27 protein-coding genes and 1 tRNA gene are annotated in these 23,508 nt (G+C 72.0%); 13 read left to right on the forward strand and 15 right to left on the reverse strand.

The window, feature by feature from the left end; all coding sequences use genetic code 11:
• The first annotated feature begins 105 nt into the window (after nucleotides 1–105).
• From ACIA3K_RS22080 to ACIA3K_RS22095, 4 genes are all read left to right on the forward strand, one after another.
• Complete coding sequence (locus ACIA3K_RS22080; protein ID WP_396803353.1) at nucleotides 106–261, forward strand: hypothetical protein; 156 nt, start codon at nucleotides 106–108, stop codon at nucleotides 259–261.
• Nucleotides 262–332: 71 nt separating this feature from the next.
• Nucleotides 333–1,490 carry a low temperature requirement protein A gene (locus ACIA3K_RS22085; protein WP_396803355.1) on the forward strand — a complete coding sequence of 386 codons (1,158 nt, stop codon included), beginning with the start codon at nucleotides 333–335 and terminating at the stop codon, nucleotides 1,488–1,490.
• Nucleotides 1,457–2,065, forward strand: a complete 609-nt coding sequence (locus tag ACIA3K_RS22090) for a helix-turn-helix domain-containing protein (protein ID WP_396803356.1) — start codon at nucleotides 1,457–1,459, stop codon at nucleotides 2,063–2,065. The genes ACIA3K_RS22085 and ACIA3K_RS22090 overlap by 34 nt, the downstream gene beginning before the upstream one ends.
• On the forward strand, nucleotides 2,062–2,604 hold the full coding sequence (locus ACIA3K_RS22095) for a DUF6036 family nucleotidyltransferase (RefSeq protein WP_396803357.1): 543 nt from the start codon (nucleotides 2,062–2,064) through the stop codon (nucleotides 2,602–2,604). The genes ACIA3K_RS22090 and ACIA3K_RS22095 overlap by 4 nt, the downstream gene beginning before the upstream one ends.
• Nucleotides 2,605–2,621: 17 nt before the next feature.
• On the opposite strand, the gene ACIA3K_RS22100 is transcribed toward ACIA3K_RS22095, so the two are convergent.
• Nucleotides 2,622–2,708, reverse strand: a tRNA-Ser gene (locus ACIA3K_RS22100).
• A gap of 303 nt (nucleotides 2,709–3,011) precedes the next feature.
• On the opposite strand from ACIA3K_RS22100, the gene ACIA3K_RS22105 reads away from it, so the two are divergent.
• Nucleotides 3,012–3,989, forward strand: coding sequence for an NAD(P)H-quinone oxidoreductase (locus tag ACIA3K_RS22105; protein ID WP_396803358.1), 978 nt, complete (start codon nucleotides 3,012–3,014; stop codon nucleotides 3,987–3,989).
• Here ACIA3K_RS22105 and soxR read toward each other — a convergent pair.
• The gene (gene soxR, locus ACIA3K_RS22110; protein WP_396803359.1) at nucleotides 3,972–4,427 is read right to left on the reverse strand and encodes a redox-sensitive transcriptional activator SoxR; all 456 of its coding nucleotides are present in this window, start codon (nucleotides 4,425–4,427) and stop codon (nucleotides 3,972–3,974) included. The two genes, ACIA3K_RS22105 and soxR, sit on opposite strands and share 18 nt — an antisense overlap.
• Before the next feature lie 48 nt (nucleotides 4,428–4,475).
• Nucleotides 4,476–5,183, reverse strand: coding sequence for a glycosyltransferase family 2 protein (locus ACIA3K_RS22115; protein WP_355240514.1), 708 nt, complete (start codon nucleotides 5,181–5,183; stop codon nucleotides 4,476–4,478).
• Between the two features lie 124 nt (nucleotides 5,184–5,307).
• On the opposite strand from ACIA3K_RS22115, the gene ACIA3K_RS22120 reads away from it, so the two are divergent.
• Nucleotides 5,308–7,551, forward strand: a complete 2,244-nt coding sequence (locus ACIA3K_RS22120; protein ID WP_396803360.1) for a hypothetical protein — start codon at nucleotides 5,308–5,310, stop codon at nucleotides 7,549–7,551.
• Between the two features lie 56 nt (nucleotides 7,552–7,607).
• Here ACIA3K_RS22120 and ACIA3K_RS22125 read toward each other — a convergent pair whose 3' ends face one another.
• The 6 genes from ACIA3K_RS22125 to ACIA3K_RS22150 all read right to left on the reverse strand — a co-directional run bounded on the left by ACIA3K_RS22125 (nucleotide 7,608) and on the right by ACIA3K_RS22150 (nucleotide 13,353).
• Nucleotides 7,608–8,201, reverse strand: a complete 594-nt coding sequence (locus ACIA3K_RS22125; RefSeq protein ID WP_396803361.1) for a hypothetical protein — start codon at nucleotides 8,199–8,201, stop codon at nucleotides 7,608–7,610.
• Nucleotides 8,202–8,257: 56 nt separating this feature from the next.
• Nucleotides 8,258–9,688 (reverse strand): histidine kinase dimerization/phospho-acceptor domain-containing protein, encoded by a 1,431-nt coding sequence (locus tag ACIA3K_RS22130; protein WP_396803667.1) that lies wholly within the window; start codon nucleotides 9,686–9,688, stop codon nucleotides 8,258–8,260.
• 28 nt (nucleotides 9,689–9,716) lie between these two features.
• The gene (locus ACIA3K_RS22135; RefSeq protein ID WP_396803362.1) at nucleotides 9,717–10,409 is read right to left on the reverse strand and encodes a response regulator transcription factor; all 693 of its coding nucleotides are present in this window, start codon (nucleotides 10,407–10,409) and stop codon (nucleotides 9,717–9,719) included.
• 78 nt (nucleotides 10,410–10,487) lie between these two features.
• Nucleotides 10,488–11,000: a hypothetical protein gene (locus ACIA3K_RS22140; RefSeq protein WP_355048692.1), complete on the reverse strand. Its 513-nt coding sequence runs from the start codon at nucleotides 10,998–11,000 to the stop codon at nucleotides 10,488–10,490.
• A 112-nt stretch (nucleotides 11,001–11,112) separates the two neighbouring features.
• Nucleotides 11,113–12,126, reverse strand: a complete 1,014-nt coding sequence (locus tag ACIA3K_RS22145; protein WP_396803363.1) for an aminoglycoside phosphotransferase family protein — start codon at nucleotides 12,124–12,126, stop codon at nucleotides 11,113–11,115.
• 54 nt (nucleotides 12,127–12,180) lie between these two features.
• A complete protein-coding gene (locus ACIA3K_RS22150) occupies nucleotides 12,181–13,353 on the reverse strand; it encodes an acetyl-CoA C-acyltransferase (RefSeq protein ID WP_355048690.1) in 1,173 nt (390 codons plus the stop codon).
• A gap of 80 nt (nucleotides 13,354–13,433) precedes the next feature.
• On the opposite strand from ACIA3K_RS22150, the gene ACIA3K_RS22155 reads away from it, so the two are divergent.
• Entirely contained in the window at nucleotides 13,434–13,862 is a 429-nt protein-coding gene (locus ACIA3K_RS22155; protein WP_396803365.1) for a PH domain-containing protein, read from the forward strand.
• On the opposite strand, the gene ACIA3K_RS22160 is transcribed toward ACIA3K_RS22155, so the two are convergent.
• Together ACIA3K_RS22160 and ACIA3K_RS22165 are read right to left on the reverse strand one after the other, a co-directional pair.
• Entirely contained in the window at nucleotides 13,855–14,772 is a 918-nt protein-coding gene (locus ACIA3K_RS22160) for a rhomboid family intramembrane serine protease (RefSeq protein WP_396803367.1), read from the reverse strand. The genes ACIA3K_RS22155 and ACIA3K_RS22160 overlap by 8 nt on opposite strands.
• 100 nt (nucleotides 14,773–14,872) lie before the next feature.
• On the reverse strand, nucleotides 14,873–15,403 hold the full coding sequence (locus tag ACIA3K_RS22165) for a peptidylprolyl isomerase (RefSeq protein WP_030331635.1): 531 nt from the start codon (nucleotides 15,401–15,403) through the stop codon (nucleotides 14,873–14,875).
• Nucleotides 15,404–15,487: 84 nt separating this feature from the next.
• On the opposite strand from ACIA3K_RS22165, the gene ACIA3K_RS22170 reads away from it, so the two are divergent.
• The gene (locus tag ACIA3K_RS22170) at nucleotides 15,488–16,255 is read left to right on the forward strand and encodes a hypothetical protein (protein WP_396803369.1); all 768 of its coding nucleotides are present in this window, start codon (nucleotides 15,488–15,490) and stop codon (nucleotides 16,253–16,255) included.
• A gap of 93 nt (nucleotides 16,256–16,348) precedes the next feature.
• Here ACIA3K_RS22170 and corA read toward each other — a convergent pair whose 3' ends face one another.
• The 4 genes from corA to ACIA3K_RS22190 all read right to left on the reverse strand — a co-directional run bounded on the left by corA (nucleotide 16,349) and on the right by ACIA3K_RS22190 (nucleotide 19,937).
• Nucleotides 16,349–17,497 carry a magnesium/cobalt transporter CorA gene (gene corA / locus ACIA3K_RS22175; protein ID WP_396803371.1) on the reverse strand — a complete coding sequence of 383 codons (1,149 nt, stop codon included), beginning with the start codon at nucleotides 17,495–17,497 and terminating at the stop codon, nucleotides 16,349–16,351.
• A gap of 304 nt (nucleotides 17,498–17,801) precedes the next feature.
• The gene (locus ACIA3K_RS22180; protein WP_396803373.1) at nucleotides 17,802–18,896 is read right to left on the reverse strand and encodes a PLP-dependent aminotransferase family protein; all 1,095 of its coding nucleotides are present in this window, start codon (nucleotides 18,894–18,896) and stop codon (nucleotides 17,802–17,804) included.
• 106 nt (nucleotides 18,897–19,002) lie between these two features.
• Nucleotides 19,003–19,461, reverse strand: a complete 459-nt coding sequence (locus ACIA3K_RS22185) for an ester cyclase (protein WP_396803375.1) — start codon at nucleotides 19,459–19,461, stop codon at nucleotides 19,003–19,005.
• An 83-nt stretch (nucleotides 19,462–19,544) separates the two neighbouring features.
• Nucleotides 19,545–19,937, reverse strand: coding sequence for a CBS domain-containing protein (locus ACIA3K_RS22190; protein ID WP_355048683.1), 393 nt, complete (start codon nucleotides 19,935–19,937; stop codon nucleotides 19,545–19,547).
• 114 nt (nucleotides 19,938–20,051) lie between these two features.
• Between ACIA3K_RS22190 and ACIA3K_RS22195 the strand changes: the two genes are divergently transcribed.
• The 5 genes from ACIA3K_RS22195 (at nucleotide 20,052) to ACIA3K_RS22215 (ending at nucleotide 23,508) form a co-directional block, all read left to right on the forward strand.
• Nucleotides 20,052–20,183, forward strand: a complete 132-nt coding sequence (locus tag ACIA3K_RS22195) for a hypothetical protein (RefSeq protein WP_396803377.1) — start codon at nucleotides 20,052–20,054, stop codon at nucleotides 20,181–20,183.
• On the forward strand, nucleotides 20,180–20,947 hold the full coding sequence (locus ACIA3K_RS22200; RefSeq protein ID WP_396803378.1) for a hypothetical protein: 768 nt from the start codon (nucleotides 20,180–20,182) through the stop codon (nucleotides 20,945–20,947). Before ACIA3K_RS22195 ends, ACIA3K_RS22200 begins: the two co-directional genes overlap by 4 nt.
• Nucleotides 20,948–21,024: 77 nt before the next feature.
• Entirely contained in the window at nucleotides 21,025–21,756 is a 732-nt protein-coding gene (locus tag ACIA3K_RS22205; RefSeq protein WP_396803379.1) for a sugar phosphate nucleotidyltransferase, read from the forward strand.
• On the forward strand, nucleotides 21,744–22,811 hold the full coding sequence (locus ACIA3K_RS22210; protein ID WP_396803381.1) for an iron-containing alcohol dehydrogenase family protein: 1,068 nt from the start codon (nucleotides 21,744–21,746) through the stop codon (nucleotides 22,809–22,811). The genes ACIA3K_RS22205 and ACIA3K_RS22210 overlap by 13 nt, the downstream gene beginning before the upstream one ends.
• Complete coding sequence (locus tag ACIA3K_RS22215) at nucleotides 22,786–23,508, forward strand: CDP-alcohol phosphatidyltransferase family protein (RefSeq protein ID WP_396803382.1); 723 nt, start codon at nucleotides 22,786–22,788, stop codon at nucleotides 23,506–23,508. Before ACIA3K_RS22210 ends, ACIA3K_RS22215 begins: the two co-directional genes overlap by 26 nt.

Raw genomic sequence — 23,508 nt, forward strand, 5'->3', positions numbered from 1 at the left:
TTCATACCCCTTTCCACGGCGTGGAACGACCGATTGGTCGGGGTGTGCCGGATCACGGGAGCGGGCTAGGGTGGTGCCCCTGAAGCGTTCCACGGGGGGAATTTCTTGTTCAGCATCTGGCGGGACTTTCTGGTCGCCGTCGTCGGTGTCCTGCGCAGACCGGACGAGCGGGCGCTCGCCGAGGAGCGTCGACGCGCCGTCGAACGACTCGCCGACACGACGATCCGCGAAGCCCGACGGGACGAGCCCGAGGGTAGGTAGCCGCAGACCCGCGGGGGTGACCGGAGGGCCAGGCACCGGACGCCGCCCGCTCGGACGGTGAAGATGACCGGATGGCGCGGCCAGTGGTCACGGCGGAGACCCACCGACCGACCTTGTTCGAGGTCTTCTTCGACCTGGTACTCGTCTTCGGGCTCATCCGGGTCACCTCGTTCATGAGCGAACGGCCCGCGCCGGTGACCCTGGTGCAGGGACTGCTCGTCCTCATGCTGCTGTGGAACTCCTGGCTGGTGTACGCCTGGCTCGGCAACTCCGTCCGAATCGACGTCGGGCCGAGCTGCGCTGGCGTGACCGTCGCGATGGGGGCCATCTTCCTCATCGCGCTCGTCATCCCGGAGGTCTGGGAGACCGGCCCGGGTACGACGATGCCGCGACTGATCCTGGTGCTGTCGTACGTCGTGGTGCGGACGATTCAGTTCATCCTCTTCCACTGGGTGGCCTCGGACGACCCCCGGATGCTGCGGACCGTCCGGCTCTACGCCTTCACCACCGCGCTGTCCTGGATCCCGCTCGTCCTCGGCGCCGCGTTCGGCGGCACCCCGCAGATCCTGCTCTGGGCGGCGGCGCTCCTCGTCGACATGAGCGGCGGGGTGCTCGCCCTGCTCCTGAGCGGATGGCCGGTACGCAGCCCCGGTCACTTCGTCGAGCGGCACGGCCTCGTCGTGATCATCGCGCTCGGCGAGTCCCTGATCTCGGTCAGCGCCGGTGTCGGGACCCAGATGATCCGCGGGCAGACGCTGGTGGCGGGCCTGCTCACTCTCAGTGTGACGGGAGGCCTCTACTGGCTGTACTTCGCGAGCGCGGGAAACGCCGGCCGAGCGCTAACGACCCGGTCCGGGCTACGGCGCGGGTTCGTCGCCGGCAACGCCTACAGCGTCGCCCACCTCCCCCTGCTCGCCGGGACGATCTACGTGGCCCTGGGAGTCGAGGAGGTGCTGGCCGAGCTGGGGCACGGCAGGTTGGGGTGGATCCCGGCCACCGCGCTGTTCGGCGGAACCGCCCTGTACCTCGCGGGCCGGGCGACCTTCCTCGTCCTCAGCGTCCGGTGCGTACGACCCGAGCAGTTCCTCGCGCCCGGTGTGGCGCTGCTGTTGCTCCCCGTCGGCCGACACCTGCCGGCCCTGACCGCCCTCGGCCTGCTGACCGCGTTCCTCGCCGCCCTACTCGGCTACGAGGCGTGGACGAGACGTACGAGCCGAAGCTCCGACTGACAGCGGCTGACCAGCGGAGCGCGATGAAGTTATTTGTGTTTTTGGCGTTTGCGGCGCATGCTTCACCTGTGTCGACTACGGGTGACGACCTTCTGACCACCGGTCAGGTTGCCAAGCTGCTGGGGACGTCGCGCCAGCAGGTGGTCAACCTGTGCGAGCGTGGCGAACTGCCGTTTGTGAAGGTCGGCGCGCATCGACGGCTCCGGCGAGAACATGTCGAGGCGCTGCTGCACCCCAAGCCGAAACTGACTCGTGATCAGCTCAAGTCACTGTGGCTGCACCAGGCGATAGCGGGGAGTTTGGTCACCGACCCGGACGCGGTACTGAACAAGGCCGGGGAAAATCTTGATCGACTCCTGCGGCAACACCAGGGAACCATGACCGAAGTCTGGCTCAGGCGCTGGCAGGACAAGATCAACGAGGGTGTGGGTGCCGTCCTCAAGACGTTGACCTCGGATGACCCGGAAGCTGTGGAGCTACGACAGAACTCGCCCTTCGCCGGGGTCCTCTCGCAGCCCCAGCGCACGAAGGTTCTCGACTCCTTCAGGCGCAGCGGCTGGGGGCGAGTGGCGTGAGACGCGAGCAACTGGAGCATGTCCTGCGGTCCGCGTGCCAGATCGTCGGAGACCCGGACGTCCTCGTCATCGGCAGCCAGTCGGTCCTGGGGGCCATCCCGGAGAGCAGACTTCCGCTCGAAGCCACCGCCTCGATGGAGGTCGACGTGGCGTTCTTTGACGATCCCGACGATCGGAAGGCTGACCAGGTCGACGGTGCCATCGGCGAGCTTTCGCTGTTCCACGAGACGAACGGCTACTACGCCCAGGGCGTGAGCGTGTCGACGGCGAGGCTGCCCGATGGCTGGCGGGATCGGCTGGTCCTGGTGGAGTCTCAGAGCACCCACCCGGGGCGGGGCTACACGCTCGAACCGCACGACTGCGTCGTGTCCAAGCTGGTGGCCGGCCGGGAGAAGGACCACGCCTTCGCCGACGCGCTGATCCGGGCCGGGCTCGTCGATCCGGCAGTGGTCGCGGAGCGGATCGAGATGGTTGACGTGCATCCGCTGGTGCGGAACCGACTGAGGGACTGGATCGCCAGCTACCTGCCGGCGGCCTGACGGCAGCGCGGCGTGTGCGGAGGGTGTGGGATTCGAACCCACGAAGACATCGCTGCCTTACCGGTTTTCAAGACCAGCGCCATCGGCCACTAGGCGAACCCTCCCGGACCGGCACCCGTGGGTGCGCGGCCGTGAACAGTCTGCCACGGCACCCGGCGGCCGGCTCGGCGTCCCTCCCCGAAAAGCGCCGGCCAGGCGGCAGCTCCAGCGTCCACTGTGGCTTTGATCGACTCGACGTCCTTGAAACCGGGGCGTCCCGCGCGCCGGAATACCCCGGTTTCGCGGAAGCCGAGTTGACCAAGCCCGGGGACCGCCCGGTTTCCCGCAAGCCGGGGCAACCGAGCCCGGCGGGCCGCCGCTGCGGGGGTGCGTCTGCGGCGGGGGGCGCGGCGGGTGAGACTGGGGGGATGCGAGCCATCACCGTTCCGCAGCCTGGTGGACCCGACGCGCTGGTCTGGGCCGAGGTGCCCGATCCCGAGCCCGGCCCGGGCGAGGTGATCGTCCGGGTGCGGGCCAGTGGGGTCAACCGCGCCGACCTGCTACAACGGCAGGGGCACTATCCGCCGCCGCCGGGCGCGCCCGCGTACCTCGGTCTGGAGTGTTCCGGGGTGATCGACGCGGTCGGCGCGGAGGTGACCGGGTGGGCGGTCGGCCAGGAGGTCTGCGCGCTGCTGGCCGGTGGCGGGTACGCCGAGCGCGTGGCAGTGCCCGCCGGCCAGTTGCTGCCGGTGCCGGCCGGCGTGGACCTGGTCGACGCCGCGGCGCTGCCGGAGGTGGCCTGCACGGTCTGGTCGAACGTGGTGGGCGTGGGCCGGCTCGAAACGGGTGACACGCTGCTGGTGCACGGCGGCGGCAGTGGGATCGGCACGTTCGCGATCCAGTTCGGGGCGGCGCTCGGCGCCACGGTCCTGGCGACCGCCCGGACCACGAAGCATGGTCGGCTGCGCGAGTTGGGCGCTTCGCACACGATCGACTACCGGGACCAGGATTTCGTCGAGGAGGTCCGCGAGGCCACCGACGGCCACGGCGCGGACGTCATCCTCGACATTCTGGGCGCGTCCTATCTGGGGCGGAACGTGTCCGCGCTGGCCACCGGCGGCCGGCTCGTGGTGATCGGGATGCAGGGTGGCCGCAAGGCCGAACTCGATCTCGGCGCGTTGCTGACCAAGCGGGCCAGCGTGTCGGCGACCGCGCTGCGCTCCCGGCCGCTGGCCGAGAAGGCGGCGATCGTGCGGGGCGTACGCGATGAGGTGTGGCCGTTGGTCGCGGCTGGCGCGGTCCGCCCGGTGGTGGACCGGCGGCTGCCGATGGCCGAGGCGGCCGAGGCGCACCGGCTGGTCGAGTCGAGCGACCACGTCGGGAAGGTGCTACTCACCGTCGGATGAGGCGGGCGGCAGCATGAGGCGGGCGCCGGGGCCCTGTGCGGCGAGGGTGTCGCCGGGGTTGTAGAGCATGCAGCGCTGCATCGACAGGCAGCCGCAGCCGATGCAGCCGTCGAGGTCGTCGCGGAGCTTGGTGAGCAGTCGGATCTTCTCGTCCAGCCGGCCGCGCCAGCTCGCGGAGAGGCGCTCCCAGTCCTGCGGGCTGGGGGTACGGCTGCCGGGCAGCGATTCCAGCGCGTCGCGGATCTCGTCGAGTGAGACGCCGACCTGCTGGGAGATCCGGATGAAGGCGACCCGCCGCAGCTCGGCGCGGGCGTAGCGGCGCTGGTTGCCGCCGGTGCGGTCGGCGCGGATCAGGCCGAGGCGCTCGTAGTAGCGCAGCGCGGACGGCGCCACGCCGGAGCGGACGGACAGTTCACCGATCGTCAACGCGTCCTGCATCACCGGGTCCTTGAGTTGAAGTGGACTTCAACTCAAGATTACCGGCGATCAACGAGCGGACGAGACCGCCGGGCGACGGCGGGCGCGCTCGCGACCGAGGATCCAGATCGCCTCGACGCCGTCCTTCCAGGTGATCTTCTTGCCCTCTTCGCGGCCCCGGGCCCGGTAGCTGATCGGCACCTCGTACGGGCGGATCCGGCGGCGCAGCAGCTTGCCCGTCACCTCGGCCTCCATGCCGAAGCCCCGCGAGCGCACCTCCAGCGACCGGTAGAGCTCCACCGGCATCAGCTTGAAGCAGGTCTCCAGGTCACCGATGTACGAGTTGAAGAGGACATTCGCCGCCATCGTGACGCCCTTGTTGCCCATCACGTACCAGAAGCTGTAGGCGCTGTGGCTGCCGAACGTGCGATTGCCGTAGACGACCGTGGCCCGCCCGTCGAGCACCGGGGCGAGCAGCTTCGGGATGTCCTGCGGGTCGTACTCCAGATCGGCGTCCAGGATGACCATGTATTCACCCTCGGCGCTGTCCACCGCCGTCTTGATGGCCGCGCCCTTGCCCGCGTTGCGCTGGTGCGTGATCACCCGCAGGCGCGCGTCGTCGGCGCGACCGAGGACCTCGCCGGTGCCGTCGCGGCTGCCGTCGTCGACCACGACCAGCTCGATCTCGCAGGGGTAGTCCACCGCCAATGCCTGCTTGAGGGCATCCGCGATGCGTTCTTCCTCGTTGTAGACCGGCATGAGGATCGAGAGCTTCACGGGAATCTCCACGGTGGCGACAACACGTCGGGCATAGCCTAGCCTGGCTGGTCAGCCCAACGGTGGCCGCCACCGTCGGACAGCCGGCGTGGCGGTATCAGCCCGATGGTGTTTACTTCCCGCCATGTCGGCTGCCGGCTCCCTGCTCGCGGTGCTCCCCGCCGCCTCGGTGCTCCTGCTCACGATCGCGGCGAAGCCACGCGGGACTTCTCCGCTGGCCCCGTCCCGGCTCGCCGCGGTGCGCGCCGCGCTGCTCACCGGGGCGTACGCGGTGCTCGTCGTCGAGGTGCTCGGCGCGCTGCACGCGCTGACCCGGCCGGCGTTCGTCGTCGCCTGGCTGCTCTTCCTCGTCGCCGCCGGGACGGCGGTCGCTCTGCGCCGGCGTCGCGACACCCCGGCCACACCGGCGGCCGCCGCGACACCGCAGCCGGTGCCGGTGGGCGCGGCGGTGCCCGCCGGCGCCACCCCGGACACACCCGCCCCGGCCGTCGACCACGGCCCGGTGGGTGGGCGGGAGGCCGCACCGGTCCAGCCGAATCGAGTACGCGCCAGACTGCTCGCCCGGGCAACCGAGAGCTGGCGTACGGCAGGTCGGGGTGAACGGCTGCTCGCGGGCGGCATCGGCGGCCTGGTGCTGGTGGAGCTGCTGATCGCGCTGCTGGCCGAGCCGAACAACTTCGACTCGCAGACGTACCACCTGCCGAAGGTCGAGCACTGGGTGGCCCAGGGCGACCTCGACTTCTGGCCCACCGCCATCCACCGGCAGGTGACCATCCCGCCCGGTGCGGAGTACCTACTACTGCACCTGCGCCTGCTCACCGGCGGCGACGCGCTGCACAACCTGGTGCAGTGGGCCGCCGGAGTGCTCTGCCTCCTGGTGGCCGCCCGGATCACCGCGCAGCTCGGCGGCGGCCGGCGAGCCCAGTTGATCACCGCGTTCGTGCTGGCCAGCACCCCGATGGTCGCGCTACAGGCCACCAGCACGCAGACCGACCTGGTCTGCGCGGCGTGGGTGGCGTGCGCGGCGACCCTCGCGCTGGACGGTCTGCGTCGGCGGACCGGCTGGGGAACCGTGCTCGGCCTGGGTGCGGCCACCGGGTTGACCGCGGTGACCAAGACCAGTGGCCTGATCGCGGTGGGCCCGCTGCTGGTGCTCTGGGGTCTGGCCCAGCTCCGGCTGGCCCTGGCCGACCGAGCATCGGCCACCGAGGCGGTCGGTCGGACAGCGGACGCGGGTTCAGCGGCCGTCGGGTCGACGGCCGGTCGGGCGCGGCCGGTGTTCCGGGTCGTCACCGGTTCGGTGCTGATCCTGGCGGTGGCCGCGCTGGTCGTCGGCCCGTTCCTGGCCCGGGTGACGGCCGAGTTCGGGCACCCGTTGGGTCCGCCCCGGCTGCGTGAGTCGATCCCGATGGAACGGCACGACCCGGCCTCGATCCTGGTCAACGCGCTGCGCATCGGGCACACGGCCTTCGACACCCCGATCGCGCCGCTGCGAACCGCCGGCGCGGACGCAATCATCGGCGGCGCGGAGGCGATCGGCGTCGACCCCCAGGACCGGGCGATCACCTTCGGCCGGGAGGTGTTCCCGGTGCCGGCCTGGTACCCGGACGAGGATCGGGTGGCGTTCCCGATCGCCGGGTCGGTGGCGCTGCTCGGCGCGCTGGTCGCGCTCGTCCGCCCGCGCCGGATCGATCCCGCTCAGGTAGGGCCGCTGCGGGCGTACGCCGTGGTGGTGCTGGCCGCCGTGCTGCTGCACACCTCGATGATCAAGTGGCAGCCGTGGGGCAACCGACTCATCCTCTACGCCCTGGTGCTCGCCGTCCCGCTCGCCGGCCGCTGGCTCGACGCGCTCCTGCGCCGCCACGCCGACCGGACGCCGGAGCCCGCCCACCCGGGTCGGAGGCGGCGCTCGGTGGCCGCCGGGGCGGTCGTCGTCGTGCTCGCCACCTCGGCGCTGGCCGGAGTGCTCGCGCTGTCGTACGGCTTTCCGCGCCGGCTCGTCGGCTCGGGCTCGGTCTTCACCACCTCGGACTGGGACACCCGGTTCCTGCGCCGGCCCGAGTGGGCCGACGAGTTCCGCTGGGCCGCGGCGGCGGTCCGCGAGAGCGGCGCGCGCCGGATCGGTCTGGTCGAGCGGAACGACGACTGGGAGTACCCATGGTGGCTGCTGCTGCGCCAGCCGGACGGCGGCTCGCCGGATCTGGTGTCGTTGCAGTCGGTCCTGCCGGAGCGACCGCCGGCCGACCCGGCCTCGGTGGACGCGATCGTCTGCACCGGTAGCCAACCGACCTGCGCCAAGCTGGTCCCGGCCGGATGGCGGTTGGAGTTCCGCGACTACGTCGGTTACGCCCTGCCTCCGGGCCGCTGAAACGACGACAGGCGAGGGGCCCCACACGTACGACGTGCGGGGCCCCTCGCTCTCGGCTACTTGGCGCGCGGAATGAGGACGAGCCGGGCGACGCCCTTGTCCCCGTCCTTGGTGCCGGCGACGCCGACCGTCGTACCGACCTTCACCTCGCTGGGCTGCACCGTCGCCCGCTTCTCGACGACGCGCAGGTCGTCGCCGAAGGTCCACGTCATCGTGAAACCGTCGGTGGACTTGACGGTCATCGAGTCGCCGTCGACGGCGGTCACCGCGCCACGCTGGACGGCGACGGTCTGCGTGCCGTTCTCCTTGGTCTGCACCACCGCCTCGCCGTGCAGGGTGTTCTTCCGCAGCAGCACGCGGGCCTGGCGACGCTTACGCCACTCCTCGCCGCGCTTCTGCTTACCCTTCTCGGCCGCCGAGGGGGAGGGCTCGGGCGTCGCCGGGGCGGCGACGTTCTGCACGTCCAGGTCGTTGGCGTCGAAGCCCATCGCGGTGAGCGCCTGGCCCTCCACACCCATCGCGGCGGCAACCTCGACCGCCGCGTCCCGCGCGGGCTGGCTGGCCACCTCGGCCGCGCCGCATCCGCTGACGCCGAGCACCACCGCTGCGAACAGTGCCGTGGTGCCGGTGACGAATCCCCAACGTGGCATGACTCTCCCTCTCGTCCGTGGAGCCTTCAGCCTCCCCGGGAAGGACGAGCGGACCGTCAGGCCGATGTTCGGGTCCGGTAAGGATCACCGGGCAGCCGGACCGTGAAGGCGGCCCCACCCTCGGGCGCGTGACCCGCGACGATCTCCCCACCGAGCCGGCGCACCAGCCCGGCGGCGAGCGCCAGCCCGAGCCCGCTGCCCACCTTGCGCACCCCCCGGTACCGCTCGTGCAGCGCCCCCCGCTCGAACGCCACCGCCAGGTCGTCGTCGGTGAAGCCGGGCCCACCGTCGCGGACCTCCAGCACACCGCCGTCCGCCGGGTCCGCGCCGACCGGCCGGACCGCGAGCACCACGGGCGCGCCCGGGGGTACGACCCGCAGCGCGTTCTCCAACAGCCCGTCCAGCACCTGCCGGATCCGACCCGGATCGGTGTACGCGGACACCGGCCCACCGGGCGTCTGAAGGTGGAACGGCACACCGACCGCGGCACAGCGGCCGGACCAGGTGGGCTCCGCGTCGGCGGCCAGTCGGGTCAGGTCGACGGGTACCGGCTCCAGCGGGAAGTCGGCGGCCTCCAACCGGGCCAGCGCCAGCAGGTCGCCGATCAGCCGGTCGAGGTGCTGGGCCTCGGCCAGCATGGTCCGGCCGGTGTCGGCGCTGCCGTCCGCGTCGATCACCCCGTCGGCCAGCGCCTCGGCGTACCCCCGGATCGCGGTCAGCGGGGTGCGCAGCTCGTGCGAGACGGACAGCAGGAACTCGCGCTGCCGGCCCTCGCTGGTGGTCAGTGCGGCGGCCAGACCGTTCAACGCCTCGGCCAGGTCGGCGACCTCGTCCGGCGGCTCGACCGGCACCCGTACGGCGCGGTCCCCGGCGCGCAGCCGGGCGGCGGCGGTGGCCGCGACGCGGATCGGCCGGGCCAGCCGGCGGGCCAACAGGAGACCGGCCACCACACCGGCGGCCAGCCCGGCCAGCAGCGGCAGCCACAGACTGAGCAGCACCTGCACCCACAGCCCGTCCGACGTGGCGCGGGAGAGCACCACCCCGTTGCCGCCGGGCAGCGCGCGGCCCTCCACCAGGGCGCGGTGACCGTTGACCGACCGGCGGGCCGACACGTTGCGGCCCTGCCCGATCCGCTGCACCACGCGCGGCGGCAGCCCCGACCGGTCGACCGTCCCGCGCCGGATCAGGTACGCGTCGATGCCCTGGTCACGGAGTTGCTGGATGAGCCGCTCCTCGTCGGCGGCGCGTCCCCGGTCCAGCCGGGTCCGCAGCACCTCGGCGGCGAGTCGCGCCTGGGCGGCGAGGGCGTCTTGATCGCGTCGCTCCGCGCCCCGGATCGCCAGCGGCACGGCGACGATCGCCGTGACCAGCACCGACACCAGTGCCACCGCACAGGTGACCAGCACCGCGCGGGCGGTCAGGGTCCGGCCGTACCGGCGACGCCGGGGGGCGGCCGACTGGCGGTCACCGACCACCGGCAGCGCCATGGTCGGCGACTCGACGCGTACCGACTGCTCAGGCATCGACCGCGTACCCCACGCCGCGGTGGGTGCGGATGACGCTGGCCGGGCCGAGCTTCGCGCGTACCTGGGCGACGTGCACGTCCACCGTGCGGGTGCCGGCGTGCGCGGCGTATCCCCAGACCCCGGCCAACAACTCCTCGCGGGTGAAGACCCGCCCCGGCCGGGCCATGAGATGGGCCAGCAGGTCGAACTCGGTCGAGGTGAGCTGCACCGGTACACCCCCGGCGGTGACCGTCCGGCGGGCCGGGTCGAGGGTCACCGGGCCGACGACGCGCGGGCGTTCCGCACCCTCCGGGCCACCTGCGGAGCGACGCAGCACGGCGCGTACCCGGGCGACCAGCTCGCGCGGGCTGAACGGTTTCGTCACATAGTCGTCGGCGCCCAGTTCCAGCCCGACGATCCGGTCGACCTCGTCGTCGCGGGCGGTGAGGAAGATGACCGGCGTCCAGTCGCCGGCCTCGCGCAGCCGTCGGCAGATCTCGGTGCCGGGAAGGCCGGGCAGGGCGATGTCCAGGACGCAGGCCACCGGGCGCAGCCGGCGGGCCGCGTTCAGGCCGGCCTCACCGTCGCGTTCGAGGTGGACGCCGAACCCGTCGCGGCCCAGGTAGAGCCGTACCAGGTCGGCGATGGCCGGCTCGTCCTCGACCACGAGGACGAGTCCGCGGTGCGGCGTTTCCAGAGTCACCGGCCCATGATTCCCGACCCGGTGGCTCGGCGCGATCGGTACGTGTTCGAGTTCGGTAAAGGCGGGGGTCGTACGGCGTCAGCGTGCGACGGCGGGACGGAACACGCTGGGCCGTACGGGGGCGGGAGTGTCGCCGATGGTGGCGAGAACCCGTTCGCGGGGTGCCCGCAGACGGGTCCGAAAGGCGTGGTTGAGCAGCGCGTCCAGCTGCCACACCTGCTTCGGGTGGTTGGTGCGGATGAGGAACCGCTCGCGGATCCCGTCGATCGCGGTGGCAGCCAGCTCGACCGAGTGCAGCCGCGGGTCGGGGCTCCACGTGACGTTGCTCAGCTCGCGCAGCTCGGTGTTGAGGTGCAGGCGCAGCCGGTGCAGGAGTCGGGTCTGCTGGGTCACCACCAGTCGGCGGTGCGTGAGCAGCAGCAGGTAGTCGCCGGTGACCGGACGGTCGGGGCGGCTGCAACGGGTGACGAGGATGGTCGCGTCACCGGAGCCGACGCAGCGACGGAACACCGGCATGTGCCGGCTCACGGTCTGCACGGCGAGGCCGGCCTCGGTGGCGGCCGGGAGGAACGTTCGGGAGAAGACGTCCATGACCTGCCCAACGACCTCCCCGGCGGGGTGATGTGGGTCACGGCGAATTTTTGGAAGTTCCACGCCGGCCCGTCGCACTGCCTGTCCGATTTCCGACCTCGACGGATGCCGGTCAGCTTTCGGGCTGAAGCGGGGTGGCGGCGAACAGCTCGGCGAGCCACCCGGGCACCGCCTCGGCGTACTCCGCGCGGGCCGGGTCGGTCGTGTCGAGGGCCCGCCGCCAGGAGAGCGACCGGCTCACCGCGCCCAGGTTCATCGCCAGGTCGGCGGCCTCGACGAGGGTGCGGCGGTCGTAACGGTCGGTCCACGCCTCCAGGTAGGCGTCGCGCAGCCGGGTCAGGCTGGCGTGATCGGCGGACAGCGCGGTGGCGTACCGGATGGAGCGCAGGGTCACCAGCAGCGTGCCGAACGGGTGCGCCACCGAGGCGTCGCCCCAGTCGAAGTAGCGGTACCCGGCCGGCCCGGCGAAGACGTTGCCGTCGTGCAGGTCGTCGTGCTGAACGGTCGCCTCGATGCCGATGTCCGCGAGCCGGCGGCACCGCCGCGCGTACGCCGGAACCTCCGCCCGCAGCCGCTCGTACGTCTCGACGGTCAGTCCGCCCTCCGCGCCGACGCGCAGCGACTCGGAGTCGTCGAGCAGGTCGGCGAGCAGCCCGGCCAGCACCTCCGGACGGTGGTCCGGCACGCCGAGGGCGACCAGTTCGTCGGCGCGCGACGCGGTGGCGAGTTGCAGCGCCGCGTACCCCGGCAGGGCCCGCTCCCAGTGCGTCAGGTCGGGGTCGCGGCCCAGCACGTCGCGCAGCGTCTCCCCGCCGTCGGGAAGCAGCGACCAGCCCCGTTCCCGGTCCACCCCGATCGGGGCCAGCACCCGCGCAGGCGTCAGCGCGGCCAGCGTCGCGATCAGGACCGCCTCGTGCGTCGTGCCGGAGTTGTTGGCCTTGAACCAGACCGGCCCGTCGTCGGTCGGCACCCGCCAGACCAGCGACCACGGCCGGACCCGGGGCTCGACCGGCCCACTGACCCGCCGTCCGGTGCCCGCGAGTCGCTCGTCGACCCAGGACCGGGCCTGCTCCTGCCACTGCACGCTGGACCAGTCGGGAGCGCGCTCGTCGGCGATCGTCGTCACGATGGGCACCCTAGGCCGCGTGCCCGAGCCCGGCGAGAGCATTTCCGGGGCGGATCAGACCAGCTCGACGATCGTGGCGTTGGCCATGCCGCCGCCCTCACACATGGTCTGCAGGCCGTAGCGGATTCCGTTGTCCCGCATGTGCGCCAACATCGTCGTCATGATCCGGGCGCCGGAGCCACCGAGCGGATGCCCGAGGGCGATCGCCCCGCCACGCGGGTTCAGCCGCTCCGGGTCCGCCTCGGTCTCCGCCAACCAGGCGAGCGGTACGGGGGCGAACGCCTCGTTCACCTCGTACACCCCGATCTCCTCGATGCCCAGCCCCGCGCGGCGCAGCGCCTTCGCGGTGGCCGGGATGGGCGCGGTGAGCATGGTGACCGGGTCGTCGGCGGCGACCACCGCGGTGTGGATGCGGGCCAGCGGGCGCAGGCCGTGCCGACTGGCCCAGTCGGACGTGGTCACCGCGAGCGCGGCGGCGCCGTCGGAGATCTGCGACGCGGAGCCGGCGGTGACCACACCGTCGGCGCGGAACGGGGTGGGCAGCTCCGCGAGCCGGTCCAGCGAGGTGTCCCGGCGGATGCCCTCGTCGGCCGCGACCGTGCCACCGTCGTCGAGGGGTACTGCGGCGATCTCCGGGTCGAACGCCCCGGCGTCCTGCGCGGCGGCGGCCTTCTCGTGGCTGGCCAGGGCGAACTCGTCGAGCTGCGTACGGGAGAAGCGCCAGCGCCGGGCGATCAGCTCGGCCCCGACGCCCTGGTTGAAGGGGAGCGGCGCGTCGTCCGCGAAGCCCTCCACGCCCCGGTAGCGGGCGCGGAGCTGGTCGCTGAACGGCAGGCCGTCCGCCACGCTGGAACCCATCGGCACCCGGGTCATCGACTCCACCCCACCGGCGACCACCAGGTCGGCCTGGCCGGAGAGCACGGTCGCGGCGGCGAAGTGCAGGGCCTGCTGGCTGGAGCCGCACTGCCGGTCCAGCGTGGTGCCGGGCACCGCCTCCGGCCAGCCGGCGGCGAGGACGGCGTTGCGGGCGATGTTCCACGACTGCTCGCCGACCTGGGACACGCAGCCCCAGAAGACGTCGTCGACCTGCGCCGGGTCGAGCCCCGTGCGCTCGGCGAGGGCGCGCAGCACGTGCGCCGACAGGTCGACCGGATGGACACCGGCGAGACCACCCTTGCGTCGCCCGACCGGGGTGCGTACCGCGCCGACGATGACCGCGTCACTCATGTTTACTCCCCGGTAACTTGGGCTGTCCCGATCCTACGTCGTCGGTGGACCGGCCGTCCGCCCCCGGGCATGCTGGTCGGATGGATGAGATCTCCACGGTGCGGCAGTGGCGGGTGCCGTCGACCCTGCCTGCGGCGAAGCTCGCCGGTGCCGTTCTGCTGGTCGCCCTCGGCCTGCTGTTCGCCGACGGTGACCCGGTGCGGCTGGTCGTGGCCGGTGTGGCCGCCGCCGCGCTGGCGGTCTGGGCGGTACGCGACCTGGTGGCGCCGGTCCGACTGGCGGTCGACCCGGCGGGGCTCACCGTCATCCGCGGCTTCGCCGGCCGGCTGCTGCTGCCCTGGTCGACGGTCGAGGCGATCACCGTGGACCGCCGGCAACGGCTGGGGTTGACCGGCGAGGTCCTGGAGATCGACGCGGGCGAGTCGCTGCACCTGTTCGGCAGGTACGACCTGGGGGCCACCCCGGAGGAGGTGGCCGTGGCGCTGCGGGCCGCCCGCCCGGTCAGTTGAGCAGTTGCACGGTTCGGAAGATCACCACGGCGAGCAGGATCAGCAGGATGATCGAGCCGCCGACGACCTGCACCAGCGTGCGCCGCTCCCGTGGCGCGTACGCGAGCACCGCCGCCATCGCCCCGCCGACCACCAGGCCACCGATGTGCCCGGATTTCGAGATGCCCGGCACGGCGAAGGTGAAGACCAGGTTGATGACGAGGAGCGGCACGATCGCCGAGGTGTTCAGGCCGAGACGACGCATGATCACGAAGATCGCGGCGAAGAGCCCGAAGGTGGCCGTCGACGCGCCGACGGTCGGGCCTTCGTTGGGGGCACTGAACAGGAAGACGGCGACATTGCCCCCGAGCCCCGCGATCAGGTAGAGGGCGAGGAAACGCGCTCGCCCGAGCGCGCCCTCCAACTCCCGCCCGAGCACCCACAGTGCCCACATGTTCAGCAGCAGGTGGAACACGCCGTAGTGCAGGAACATGGCGGTGACCAGGCGGTACCACTCGCCGGCCGCGACACCGTGCAGCGGGCCGAAGGCAACGTACGGGGCGTAGCCGAGCACGCCACCCCAACGGGTCAGCGGCGTTCCGTCGCCGGCCAGCCCGCCGAAGCCGGAGCCGCCCAGCACCGCGGTAAAGGACCGGGCGGAGGCGACGGAGAGCAGGAAGAACAACACGTTCAGAGCGATGAGCGCCTTGGTGACGTAGCCGTGCCGGCCGGCGGCACCGCCACCGAAGGCGGTACGCGCCGGCCGGACACTACGACGACCCTCGTTGACGCACTCCGGGCACTGGTGCCCGACGGACGCCTCCCGCATGCACTCCGGACAGATCGGCCGGTCGCAGCGGGTGCACCGGACGTAGGTCTCCCGACCGGGGTGCCGGTAGCAGACCGGGGTGGTCGGCGGGGACTCGCTCACCGGCTCGACCCTCCGTCCGCCACCGCGCGACGCACCGACGCCGGCCGGCGCGATGCTCCGGAGCGCTCAATCATGCGAGCAAAGGTACCTCGCCGGTCGCTCAGGAAGCGGATCGCTCGATCTCGACCCGCTCGATGACGACGTCCTGCAGCGGACGGTCGCTCGGGCCGGTCGGGGTGTTCGCGATCGAGTCGACGACCTTCACCGACTCCTCGTCGGCGACCTGGCCGAAGATGGTGTGCCGGTTGTTGAGGTGCGGCGTCGGGGACACGGTGATGAAGAACTGCGAACCGTTGGTGCCCGGTCCGGCGTTCGCCATCGCCAGCAGGTAGGGACGGTCGAACCGCAGCTCCGGGTGGAACTCGTCGGCGAACTTGTAGCCCGGCCCGCCCCGACCGGTCCCGGTCGGGTCGCCCATCTGGACCATGAAACCGCTGATCACACGGTGCGAAATGGTGCCGTCGTAGTACGGCCCGTTGCCCGGCTGGCCGGTGCGCGGGTCGGTGTACTCCCGGTTGCCCTCAGCCAGGTCGACGAAGTTACGGACGGTCTTCGGCGCGTGGTTCGGGAAGAGCTCCAGCCGGATCGGGCCAGCGTTGGTGTGCAGGGTGGCGTAGACAGCCTCGGCCACGGGTACTCCTCACTTGTTGGTCAGTTCCATGCGGATCCTCCCATGTGCCCGATCTGGCATCGCGGAGGCATCCGAAGGTGGAGGATGACGAAGGAACAACTCCCAGGAGGTAGGACCGTGTTTGGAATCGGGCGGCGTAAGTCCCAGGGCCAGCTCGCGAAGGCAGAGCTGAACCAGAGCATCAGCCACCTGGTGCAGGCAGCCAACCACGCCGCCAAGGGCGCCGGCGCGTCCGTCGGCCCGCGGGTCCAGGCGGCCCGGGGCTATGTCGGGCCGGCCGCGGTGAAGGTACGCGACCGCGCGTCGACCGGTTGGGGGACGACACTCACCACGCTGGCACCGCTGGCCGCGGCGGCTCGTGACGGCGCCGTGCAGGCAGGGCCGATGACCAGGAAGGCCAAGTCGAAGACCATGCGGATCACCGGGAAGAAGAAGCAGCCGCGCCGTCGCGGCTCGATGATGACCGGCCTGCTGGCCGCGGGCGCCATCGCCGGCGTGGCCGGCGCGGTCGCCCTGCGCCGCCGCCGCGAGCAGCAGGAGTGGGCCGAGTACGACCCGACCCACACCCTGGAGCCGATGCGCACCGAGGTCGACTCGATCGAGGTGCGTACCCCGGCCGCGACCAAGGGCTCCGACGGCTCCGCCATCTCCGGGATGACCGGCGCGGGCAGCTCGGCGGTGGCCGGCGGCGACAGCGCCAGCACCACCGCCACGGCCAAGCCGGCCGGTGTGCGTCCGACCGACAAGGTTCCGTCGGTCGCCGAGGGCGCCACGGACGTTTCGGGACGCCCGGCCGACGACCTCACCAAGGCGCTGGGCAAGGACACCGCCCGCACCAACGGCCGCCGCTGACCCCGGACAGCAGCGCGACGAGCGCCGGCGACGCGGGTTTGCCCCCGCGCACCGGCGCTCCGCGCGTCTGTCAGCGTCCGCCGGGCGGGCCGGTCAGAGCCAGCCGTTGCGGCGGAACCAGCGGTAGAGGGCCAGCGAGACGCCGAGCATGAGGGCCAGGGCCACCGGATAGCCGTACGTCATCTTCAGCTCGGGCATGTTCTCGAAGTTCATGCCCTCGACGCCGGCGATGGAGGTCCAGACCGCCGCGATCGCCGCCCACGCGGCGATCTTGCGCATGTCGTTGTTCTGGTCGACGGACACCTGGGCCAGCCGCGCCTGGAGGATCGAGTTCAGCAGGTCGTCGTACGAGTTCACCTGCTCGACCGTGCGGCTCAGGTGGTCCTGCACGTCCCGGAAGTACTTGCGGATCTCCTTGGGTACGTCCCGGTTGACCTGGGAGGTCAGGTTCATCAGCGGCCGCTGCAAGGGGATCACCGCCCGCTTGAACTCCACCAGCTCACGCTTCATCTGGTAGATCCGCTGGATGCGCCCGTGGCTGTTGCGGTCGAAGACCTCGGCCTCCAACTGGTCCAGGTCGTCCTCGAGCTGCTCGGCCACCTCGAGGTAGAGGTCGACCACCCGGTCGGTCACCCCGTACGCCACCGCCCACGGGCCCTGGAGCAGCAACTCCTGCTTGGTCTCCAGGTCGGCCCGGACGGGGGAGAGCCGGCAGGCGTCACCGTGCCGGACGCTGATCAGGAAGTTCGGGCCGATGAAGAGCATCACCTGACCGGTCTCGACCACCTCGGAGGTCTCGGTCAGCTCGGTGTGCTCGCAGTAGCGGGCCGTGCGCAGCACCAGGAAGCTGACGTCGCCGAAGCGCTCCAGCTTGGGCCGCTGCTCGGCCTTCACGGCGTCCTCGACGGCCAGCTCGTGCAGGCCGTACGTCTCCGCGATGGCGCTCATCTCGGCCAGCTCGGGCTGGTGCAGCCCGATCCAGACGAAGCCGTGCTCCTCGCGACGTGCGGCTTCAAGCGCCTCGGCGTACGACCAGTCACCGGGCTGCCGCTTGCCGTCGATGTACAGCGCGCAGTCGACCACTCCGCTACGCCCGGCGCCGGTGGGCGCCGGGGTGGGTGGTGAACCGTCGGCGTTGAGCATCCGGGTCATCGCCCGAACCGGGGACGGCCAGGCTCGGGGTCGCAACACCCGAGATGTGTTCAACGGCGCCGTCCGGCCCCGCTCTGCCCGATCCGTCATCGCGACACCTCCCGCGCTCGCCTGCGGCTTGCAGGCTACGCCGATGGTGGCCATCGGCAGGTGTGACGGCGGTCGCGGGTGCGGCGCCGGGCGGGCCGGGCCGCATCGGGGGGTGAAGGGACGACACGGCCCACCCGGCGCCCGTGGGGGCGGGGGTTGTGCTGCACGCGTGATCCGAGGTGGGCGGGCGGTGATCTCCGCTACACCTGACGGATGACGCTCGCAGCATTGTGGGCCGCCGGCCGCCCGCTGGGGAGACCTGGGACGGCCGGCATCGTCTTTTTGTCGGAAACCCGACAGATTTTCAGCTTCGGCTGGCCTCGACGGCCTCGGCGAGCCGGCGAACGCCCTCGTCGATCCGGTCGGCCGTCACCGCGGAGAAAGCCAGCCGCAGGGCGTGCCGCCCGCCGTCGAGGACGAAGTCGCTGCCCTTGACGACGGCGACGCCGCGGTCGGCCGCCGCCGGGGCGAGCCGGTCCACCAGCACGTCCTCGGGGAACTCCACCCACAGGAAGTAGCCGCCGTCGGGCTCGACGAACCGCGCCTGCGGCAGGTGCCGGCGCAGCGACTCGGCCAGCACCTGGGCCCGCTCGCCGAGCGCCGCCCGGACGGTCTCGATCGAGCGGTCGATGTCGCCGGAGACGCAGAACTGGTGCACGATCGCCTGCGACACCATGCCGGGCGAGATGTAGAGGCTCGTCGCGTTCTTGGCGATGTCGGCGATCAGATCCGCCGGACCGACCAGGTAGCCGACGCGGACGCCCGGGCAGACCGTCTTCGTGAAGCTCGACGCGTGCACGACGACGTTGCGGGTGTCCATCGAGAGCATCGACGGCAGCGCCTCGCCCCGGAAGCGGATGTCCGCGTACGGGTCGTCCTCGAAGATCGTGAAGTGGTACTCGGCGGCCAGGTCGAGCAGCTCACGACGCTTCTCCAGCGACAGCGTCACGCCGGCCGGGTTCTGGTAGTTCGGGATGACGTGCGCCAGCCGAGGGCGTACCCCGGACTCCAGCAGCTTGCGCAGCTCGGCGGTGTCCAGACCGTCCGGCTGGACCGTGACCCCGTGCAGCTCGCTGCCCAGCCGCTGAAGGTTGAGCAGCGTGCGGTCGTACGTGGGCCGCTCGACGACCACCGCGTCGCCGGGGCGGATCAGGTGGTCGAAGAGGAACGCGTCGGCCTGCAGCGAGCCGTTGGTGACCAGCACCTGGTCGGCCGCGACCCCGTGCTTCTCGGCGATCCACTTGCGCAGCGGCACGTAGCCGACGGAGGTGCCGTACGCCGTGACCCCCGCGGGATCGGCGTCGAAGGCGCGTACGGCGGCGGCCTTGAGCCCCTCGACATCGACGATGTCCAGCGAGGGGGCCCCACGGGCAAAGGAGATCAGCTGCTCGGCGGTCATGGATATTGAGCGTACGGGCGGCAGCGGGGGACGCGCCGACGGCACGGCGATGTCCGCATCCTGAGCCACCGGGACGGGTGACCCGGCCGGGCCGGACGGCGACAGATCAGACCGGAAGTGCGAGCGAGTCGTGCTGCGCCGCCCGGGAGAGGCCGTCAAACTGCACGCCGAGCGAGTCGAGGAGCTGGCTCCAGTCGAAGTAGGAGCGCCACGCGACGATCCGACCCCGGCGTGCCCGGACCACGTCGGCGACCTCCCAACTCACCGAGCGGCCGGTCGGGGCGACCGTGCCGTACGGCGAGTGCAACGTGCCGGTGTGGGTGCCACTGAGGCGCAGCTCCACGGCCGCGCCGCTGGACGTGCGCACCGCGCCCAGCGGGTCGACCAGGAGGTCCGGAAAGGCCCCCGTCCAGGTACGCAGCAGCGCCGGCAGCTCGATCGGTCGGACCGTGACACCCGGCATGGAGTAGAACGCCTCCGGGGCGTACAGGTCCGGCAGTCGGGCCACGTCCCGCCGCAGGAGCATCGCGTACTGCTGCTCGATCAGGCGCTCCGCGTCACGCATCGGGCCCTCCCTCGCGGGCGACGGCATCTCCGCGCCCGCGAGGGATCCTTACCCTTCGATCCGACCCGGCACACCTGCCCGGTTCAGGTCGTGGCGGCCACCTCGCTCCGGGCCCAGACGCGCATGATGTCGCGCACCGAGATCACCCCGGCCACCTCCCCGCCGTCGAGCACCACGAGGTGCCGGAAACCACCCCGGGCCATCGCGGCGGCCGCCTCGGCGACCGTCCACTCCGGCGCCGCGTACACGACGTCCCAGGTGAGGTGGGCGCCGGTGCGCTCGGTGTCGCAGTCGAGACCCGCGCCGATGGCCTTCAACACGTCGCGTTCGGTCATGATGCCGACCCCCTCGGACTCGGGATCGATCACGACCGCCGACCCGACACCGCGGGCCGACATCATCCGGGCCGCCTGACGGAGCGTGTGCTCCGGACCGACGACGAGGACCTGGCTGGACATTGCTTCCCGTACCTGCATCACGCATCACCCCTTTGGGACCGTGGCATTCGGTACGGACATGGTCGTCCGTGGATGTTTCCAGGACAAGACCGGACATCGTCGGGATGCGGCGGCGCTCGCTACTGTCGACGCGTGTCCACCGAGCCCCTGCGCTGCGCCGGCGCGTTGATCGTCGACCGCGACGGCCGCCACGTCGGTTACGACGGCCTGATCCGGCGGATCGCGGAGGAGGGCTTCGCGCTCCTGCGGTCGATCGGCCGGTGAACAGCGTCGCGCTGCCGCCGCACCGGATCGCCGGGCTGCTCGCCCCGGCCGTGGACCGGGTCTTCCGCGCCGGCATGTCCGCCGGACACGACTGGGGTGGCGCCGAACTGTCCCAGCGCTACGGCGGGGCGGCGGCGAGCGGTTTCCTCGTCGACCTGCGTACCCGGCTGGCCGCGCCCGGTGGCGCCGTCGACGGGGCGGGGTTCGCGGCGATCACCAGGTACCGGGACCCGATCGCCTGCCGACGAGCCGTGGACAAGCAGGTGGCCCACGGGATGATCTACCGGAGCCCGGACGGCGCCCTCTCCGCCACCGAGCGCGGTGCCGCCTTCCTCGGCGAGCTGTACCAGGTGCACGCCGAGGTCACCGAGGAACTCTGGTCCGGGCACGACGAGCGGGTCGCCCGACTGGTCGCCGTGCTCGGACGGCTGGTGGCGTACGCCCTCGTGCTGGCCGACGAGGAGGGGACCCGGAGCGGTTCCGCCTTCGCCGCGCTCGCGCCCCCGCACGAGCCGGACGGCACCCCGCCCGGTGTGCTGCTGCTCAACCGCCTCGGCGCGCTGCGCTACCACCGGGCGGACGCGCACGCCGCCGCCTGGACCGCCGCCGGGCACACCGCGTCCAGCGTCACCGCCCTGCCGCCCGGCCCCGAGCGGCTCGCCATCGAGCTGGAGACCGACCGCCGGGCCGCCGGCCCGTACGCCGTGCTCGCCGCCGAGGAGCGGCTGATCATGCTGGCCGACCTCGCGGCGCTGCCCGGCTGACCGGTTGGCCGGAGTCGCCGGGCTCCCCGGGGCTATCCTCCACCGGTGACGGCAGCAGGACGAGGGAGGATGTCGCGATGATCGGTTTGGTGCTCGCGGCCGGGGCGGGGCGCCGGCTGCGCCCGTACACCGACACGCTGCCGAAGGCGCTGGTGCCGGTGGACGGCGAGATCACGATCCTGGACATCGCGCTGGGCAACCTCGCCGAGGTCGGGCTCACCGACATCGTGATCGTGGTCGGCTACGCGGCGGACGCGGTCGTCTCCCGTCAGGCGGAGCTGGAGAAGAAGTACGGGGTCACGCTCACCCTGGTGCACAACGACAAGGCCGAGGAGTGGAACAACGCGTACTCCCTCTGGCTGGCCCGGGAGCACTTCGCGCGCGGGGTGCTGCTGGTCAACGGCGACACCGTGCACCCGGTGAGTGTGGAGAAGACCCTGCTGGCCGAGCGCGGTCCGGGCATCCTGCTCGCGGTGGACACCCTCAAGCCGCTGGCCGAGGAGGAGATGAAGACCACCTTCGACGCCGCCGGCCAGCTCACCCGGATCACCAAGATCATGGACCCGGGTGAGGCGTACGGGGAGTACATCGGCGCGACGCTGATCGAGCCGCAGGTCGCCGACGCCCTCGCCGACGCGCTGGAGGCGACCTGGCGGCGGGACCCGAACCTCTACTACGAGGACGGCTACCAGGAGTTCGCCGACCGTGGTGGCGAGGTCCGGGCCGCGCCGATCGGTGACGTTCCGTGGGTCGAGGTCGACAACCACGCCGACCTGGCCCGCGCGCGGGAGATCGCGTGCCGCTACTAGCCCGGAGCGTCCTCACCCCGCTGCACATCGACGTGCGACGCGGGGCGGTCGCCGACCTGGCCGCGATCCTGGCCGACGGGCGGATCTCCTCCGGCGGCGACGTCGCGGTGGTGCTCGGCCCGGGTCAGGGCGCCCAGATCGCCGAGCTGATCCAACCGTCACTGCGCTCGGCGGACGTGTTCACCGTCTCCGGCGGGACCCTCGATGCCGCCGACGACCTGGGCGGCAAGCTCCGAAGCCGCTCGTACGACGCGGTCGTCGGCATCGGCGGTGGCAAGACGATAGACGTCGCCAAGTACGCCGCCACCCGCCGAGGGCTGCCGATGGTGTCGGTGGCGACCAGCCTCGCCAACGACGGGATCGGCTCCCCGGTGGCCAGCCTCATCACGGACGGGATCAAGGGCTCCTACGGGGTGCACATCCCGATCGCGGTGATCGTCGACCTGGACTTCGTGGAGAGCGGCCCGGATCGGCACAACCGGGCCGGCATCGGCGACGTGGTCAGCAACATCAGCGCGCTGGCCGACTGGGAGCTGTCCCGGAAGGTACGCGGTGAGCCGGTCGACGGGCTGGCCGCCTCGCTCTCCCGGGCGGGCGCCGAAGCGGTGCTGAACCACCCCGGTGACATGAGCGACGACTCCTTCGTGACCGTCCTCGCCGAAGCGTTGATCTCCAGCGGCCTGGCGATGGCCGTCGACGGCACCAGCCGTCCGTGCAGCGGCGGCTGCCACGAGATCATGCACGCGGTCGACTCGCTCTACCCCGGCACCGCCTCGCACGGCGAGCTGGCCGGGCTGGGGGCGCTCTTCTGTACCTGGCTGCGCGGTGACCAACGCCGCTTCGCGGAGATGTCCGCCTGTCTGGCCCGGCACGGGCTGCCCCGGCTCCCCGCCGAGGTGGCGCTCACCGACGACCAGTTCGTGGAGGCGGTGCAGTTCGCGCCGCGTACCCGCCCGGACCGGTACACCATCCTCGAGCACCTGGCCCTGTCGCCTACCGAGACGCGGGAGCGGCTGGCAGACTACGCCGGTGCAATCCGCGACCAGCTTGGCTGACCCCCGTCCCACCGTCGCCGACTTCCACCGGGTCAACCGGGGCGGCGGCCTGTTCAGCGAGTCGATCAGCCAGTGGCTCGGCGCGGTGTTCGCGCTTGTCGCGCAACGCCTCGGGCTGCGCCCGACCGCGCTGACCCTCACCAACCTGGTGCTCGGGCTGGCCACCTCGATCTCCGTGGTCGCGCTCGCCGGGCCGGTCGCCGACGGGGACGTACCGGCCTGGGTTGTCGGCCTGATCGCTCTGGTCGGCTGGCAGGTGGCGTACGCCCTGGACTGCGCCGACGGGCAGCTCGCCCGGGTGACCGGCCAGGGCAGCGCGGCCGGGGCCCGGATCGACGTGCTCTGCGACGTGGCCGCGCAGATCGCCCTGGTGGCCGCGCTGGCCGCCACCGCCGTCGCGCAGGAGCCGTCCACCCCGACCTGGCTGGTGGCCACCTTCGCGGGTACCTGGATGGTCAACCTGGTCACCTCGGTGATGCAGGCCGGCCCGAACGCCGCCAGCATGGTCACCTCGACCTCGCTGCCCGTACGCCTCGTGAAGCTGGTCCGCGACTACGGCGCGGTCATCTTCGTGGCCGCCCTCGTCCTCGCCGTAGCCCCCGCCCTCGTCCTCTGGGTGCTTGTCGCGTTCACCATCGTCAACGGCGGCTTCCTGCTCGCCAGCATCGCCTTCTCCGCCCGAGCCTCCCTGCGCTGA

The organism is Micromonospora sp. NPDC051543 (assembly GCF_044454415.1).
GTDB lineage: Bacteria > Actinomycetota > Actinomycetes > Mycobacteriales > Micromonosporaceae > Micromonospora.

Excerpts from the sequence above, each read along its gene's own strand:
- ACIA3K_RS22085 (WP_396803355.1), top strand. The coding sequence starts at position 333 with ATGGCGCGGCCAGTGGTCACGGCGGAGACCCACCGACCGACCTTGTTC.
- ACIA3K_RS22105 (WP_396803358.1), top strand. The coding sequence starts at position 3,012 with ATGCGAGCCATCACCGTTCCGCAGCCTGGTGGACCCGACGCGCTGGTC.
- soxR (WP_396803359.1), bottom strand. The coding sequence starts at position 4,427 with ATGCAGGACGCGTTGACGATCGGTGAACTGTCCGTCCGCTCCGGCGTG.
- ACIA3K_RS22120 (WP_396803360.1), top strand. The coding sequence starts at position 5,308 with ATGTCGGCTGCCGGCTCCCTGCTCGCGGTGCTCCCCGCCGCCTCGGTG.
- ACIA3K_RS22125 (WP_396803361.1), bottom strand. The coding sequence starts at position 8,201 with ATGCCACGTTGGGGATTCGTCACCGGCACCACGGCACTGTTCGCAGCG.
- ACIA3K_RS22130 (WP_396803667.1), bottom strand. The coding sequence starts at position 9,688 with ATGGCGCTGCCGGTGGTCGGTGACCGCCAGTCGGCCGCCCCCCGGCGT.
- ACIA3K_RS22140 (WP_355048692.1), bottom strand. The coding sequence starts at position 11,000 with ATGGACGTCTTCTCCCGAACGTTCCTCCCGGCCGCCACCGAGGCCGGC.
- ACIA3K_RS22150 (WP_355048690.1), bottom strand. The coding sequence starts at position 13,353 with ATGAGTGACGCGGTCATCGTCGGCGCGGTACGCACCCCGGTCGGGCGA.
- ACIA3K_RS22155 (WP_396803365.1), top strand. The coding sequence starts at position 13,434 with ATGGATGAGATCTCCACGGTGCGGCAGTGGCGGGTGCCGTCGACCCTG.
- ACIA3K_RS22170 (WP_396803369.1), top strand. The coding sequence starts at position 15,488 with ATGACGAAGGAACAACTCCCAGGAGGTAGGACCGTGTTTGGAATCGGG.
- corA (WP_396803371.1), bottom strand. The coding sequence starts at position 17,497 with ATGACGGATCGGGCAGAGCGGGGCCGGACGGCGCCGTTGAACACATCT.
- ACIA3K_RS22180 (WP_396803373.1), bottom strand. The coding sequence starts at position 18,896 with ATGACCGCCGAGCAGCTGATCTCCTTTGCCCGTGGGGCCCCCTCGCTG.
- ACIA3K_RS22185 (WP_396803375.1), bottom strand. The coding sequence starts at position 19,461 with ATGCGTGACGCGGAGCGCCTGATCGAGCAGCAGTACGCGATGCTCCTG.
- ACIA3K_RS22190 (WP_355048683.1), bottom strand. The coding sequence starts at position 19,937 with ATGCAGGTACGGGAAGCAATGTCCAGCCAGGTCCTCGTCGTCGGTCCG.
- ACIA3K_RS22205 (WP_396803379.1), top strand. The coding sequence starts at position 21,025 with ATGATCGGTTTGGTGCTCGCGGCCGGGGCGGGGCGCCGGCTGCGCCCG.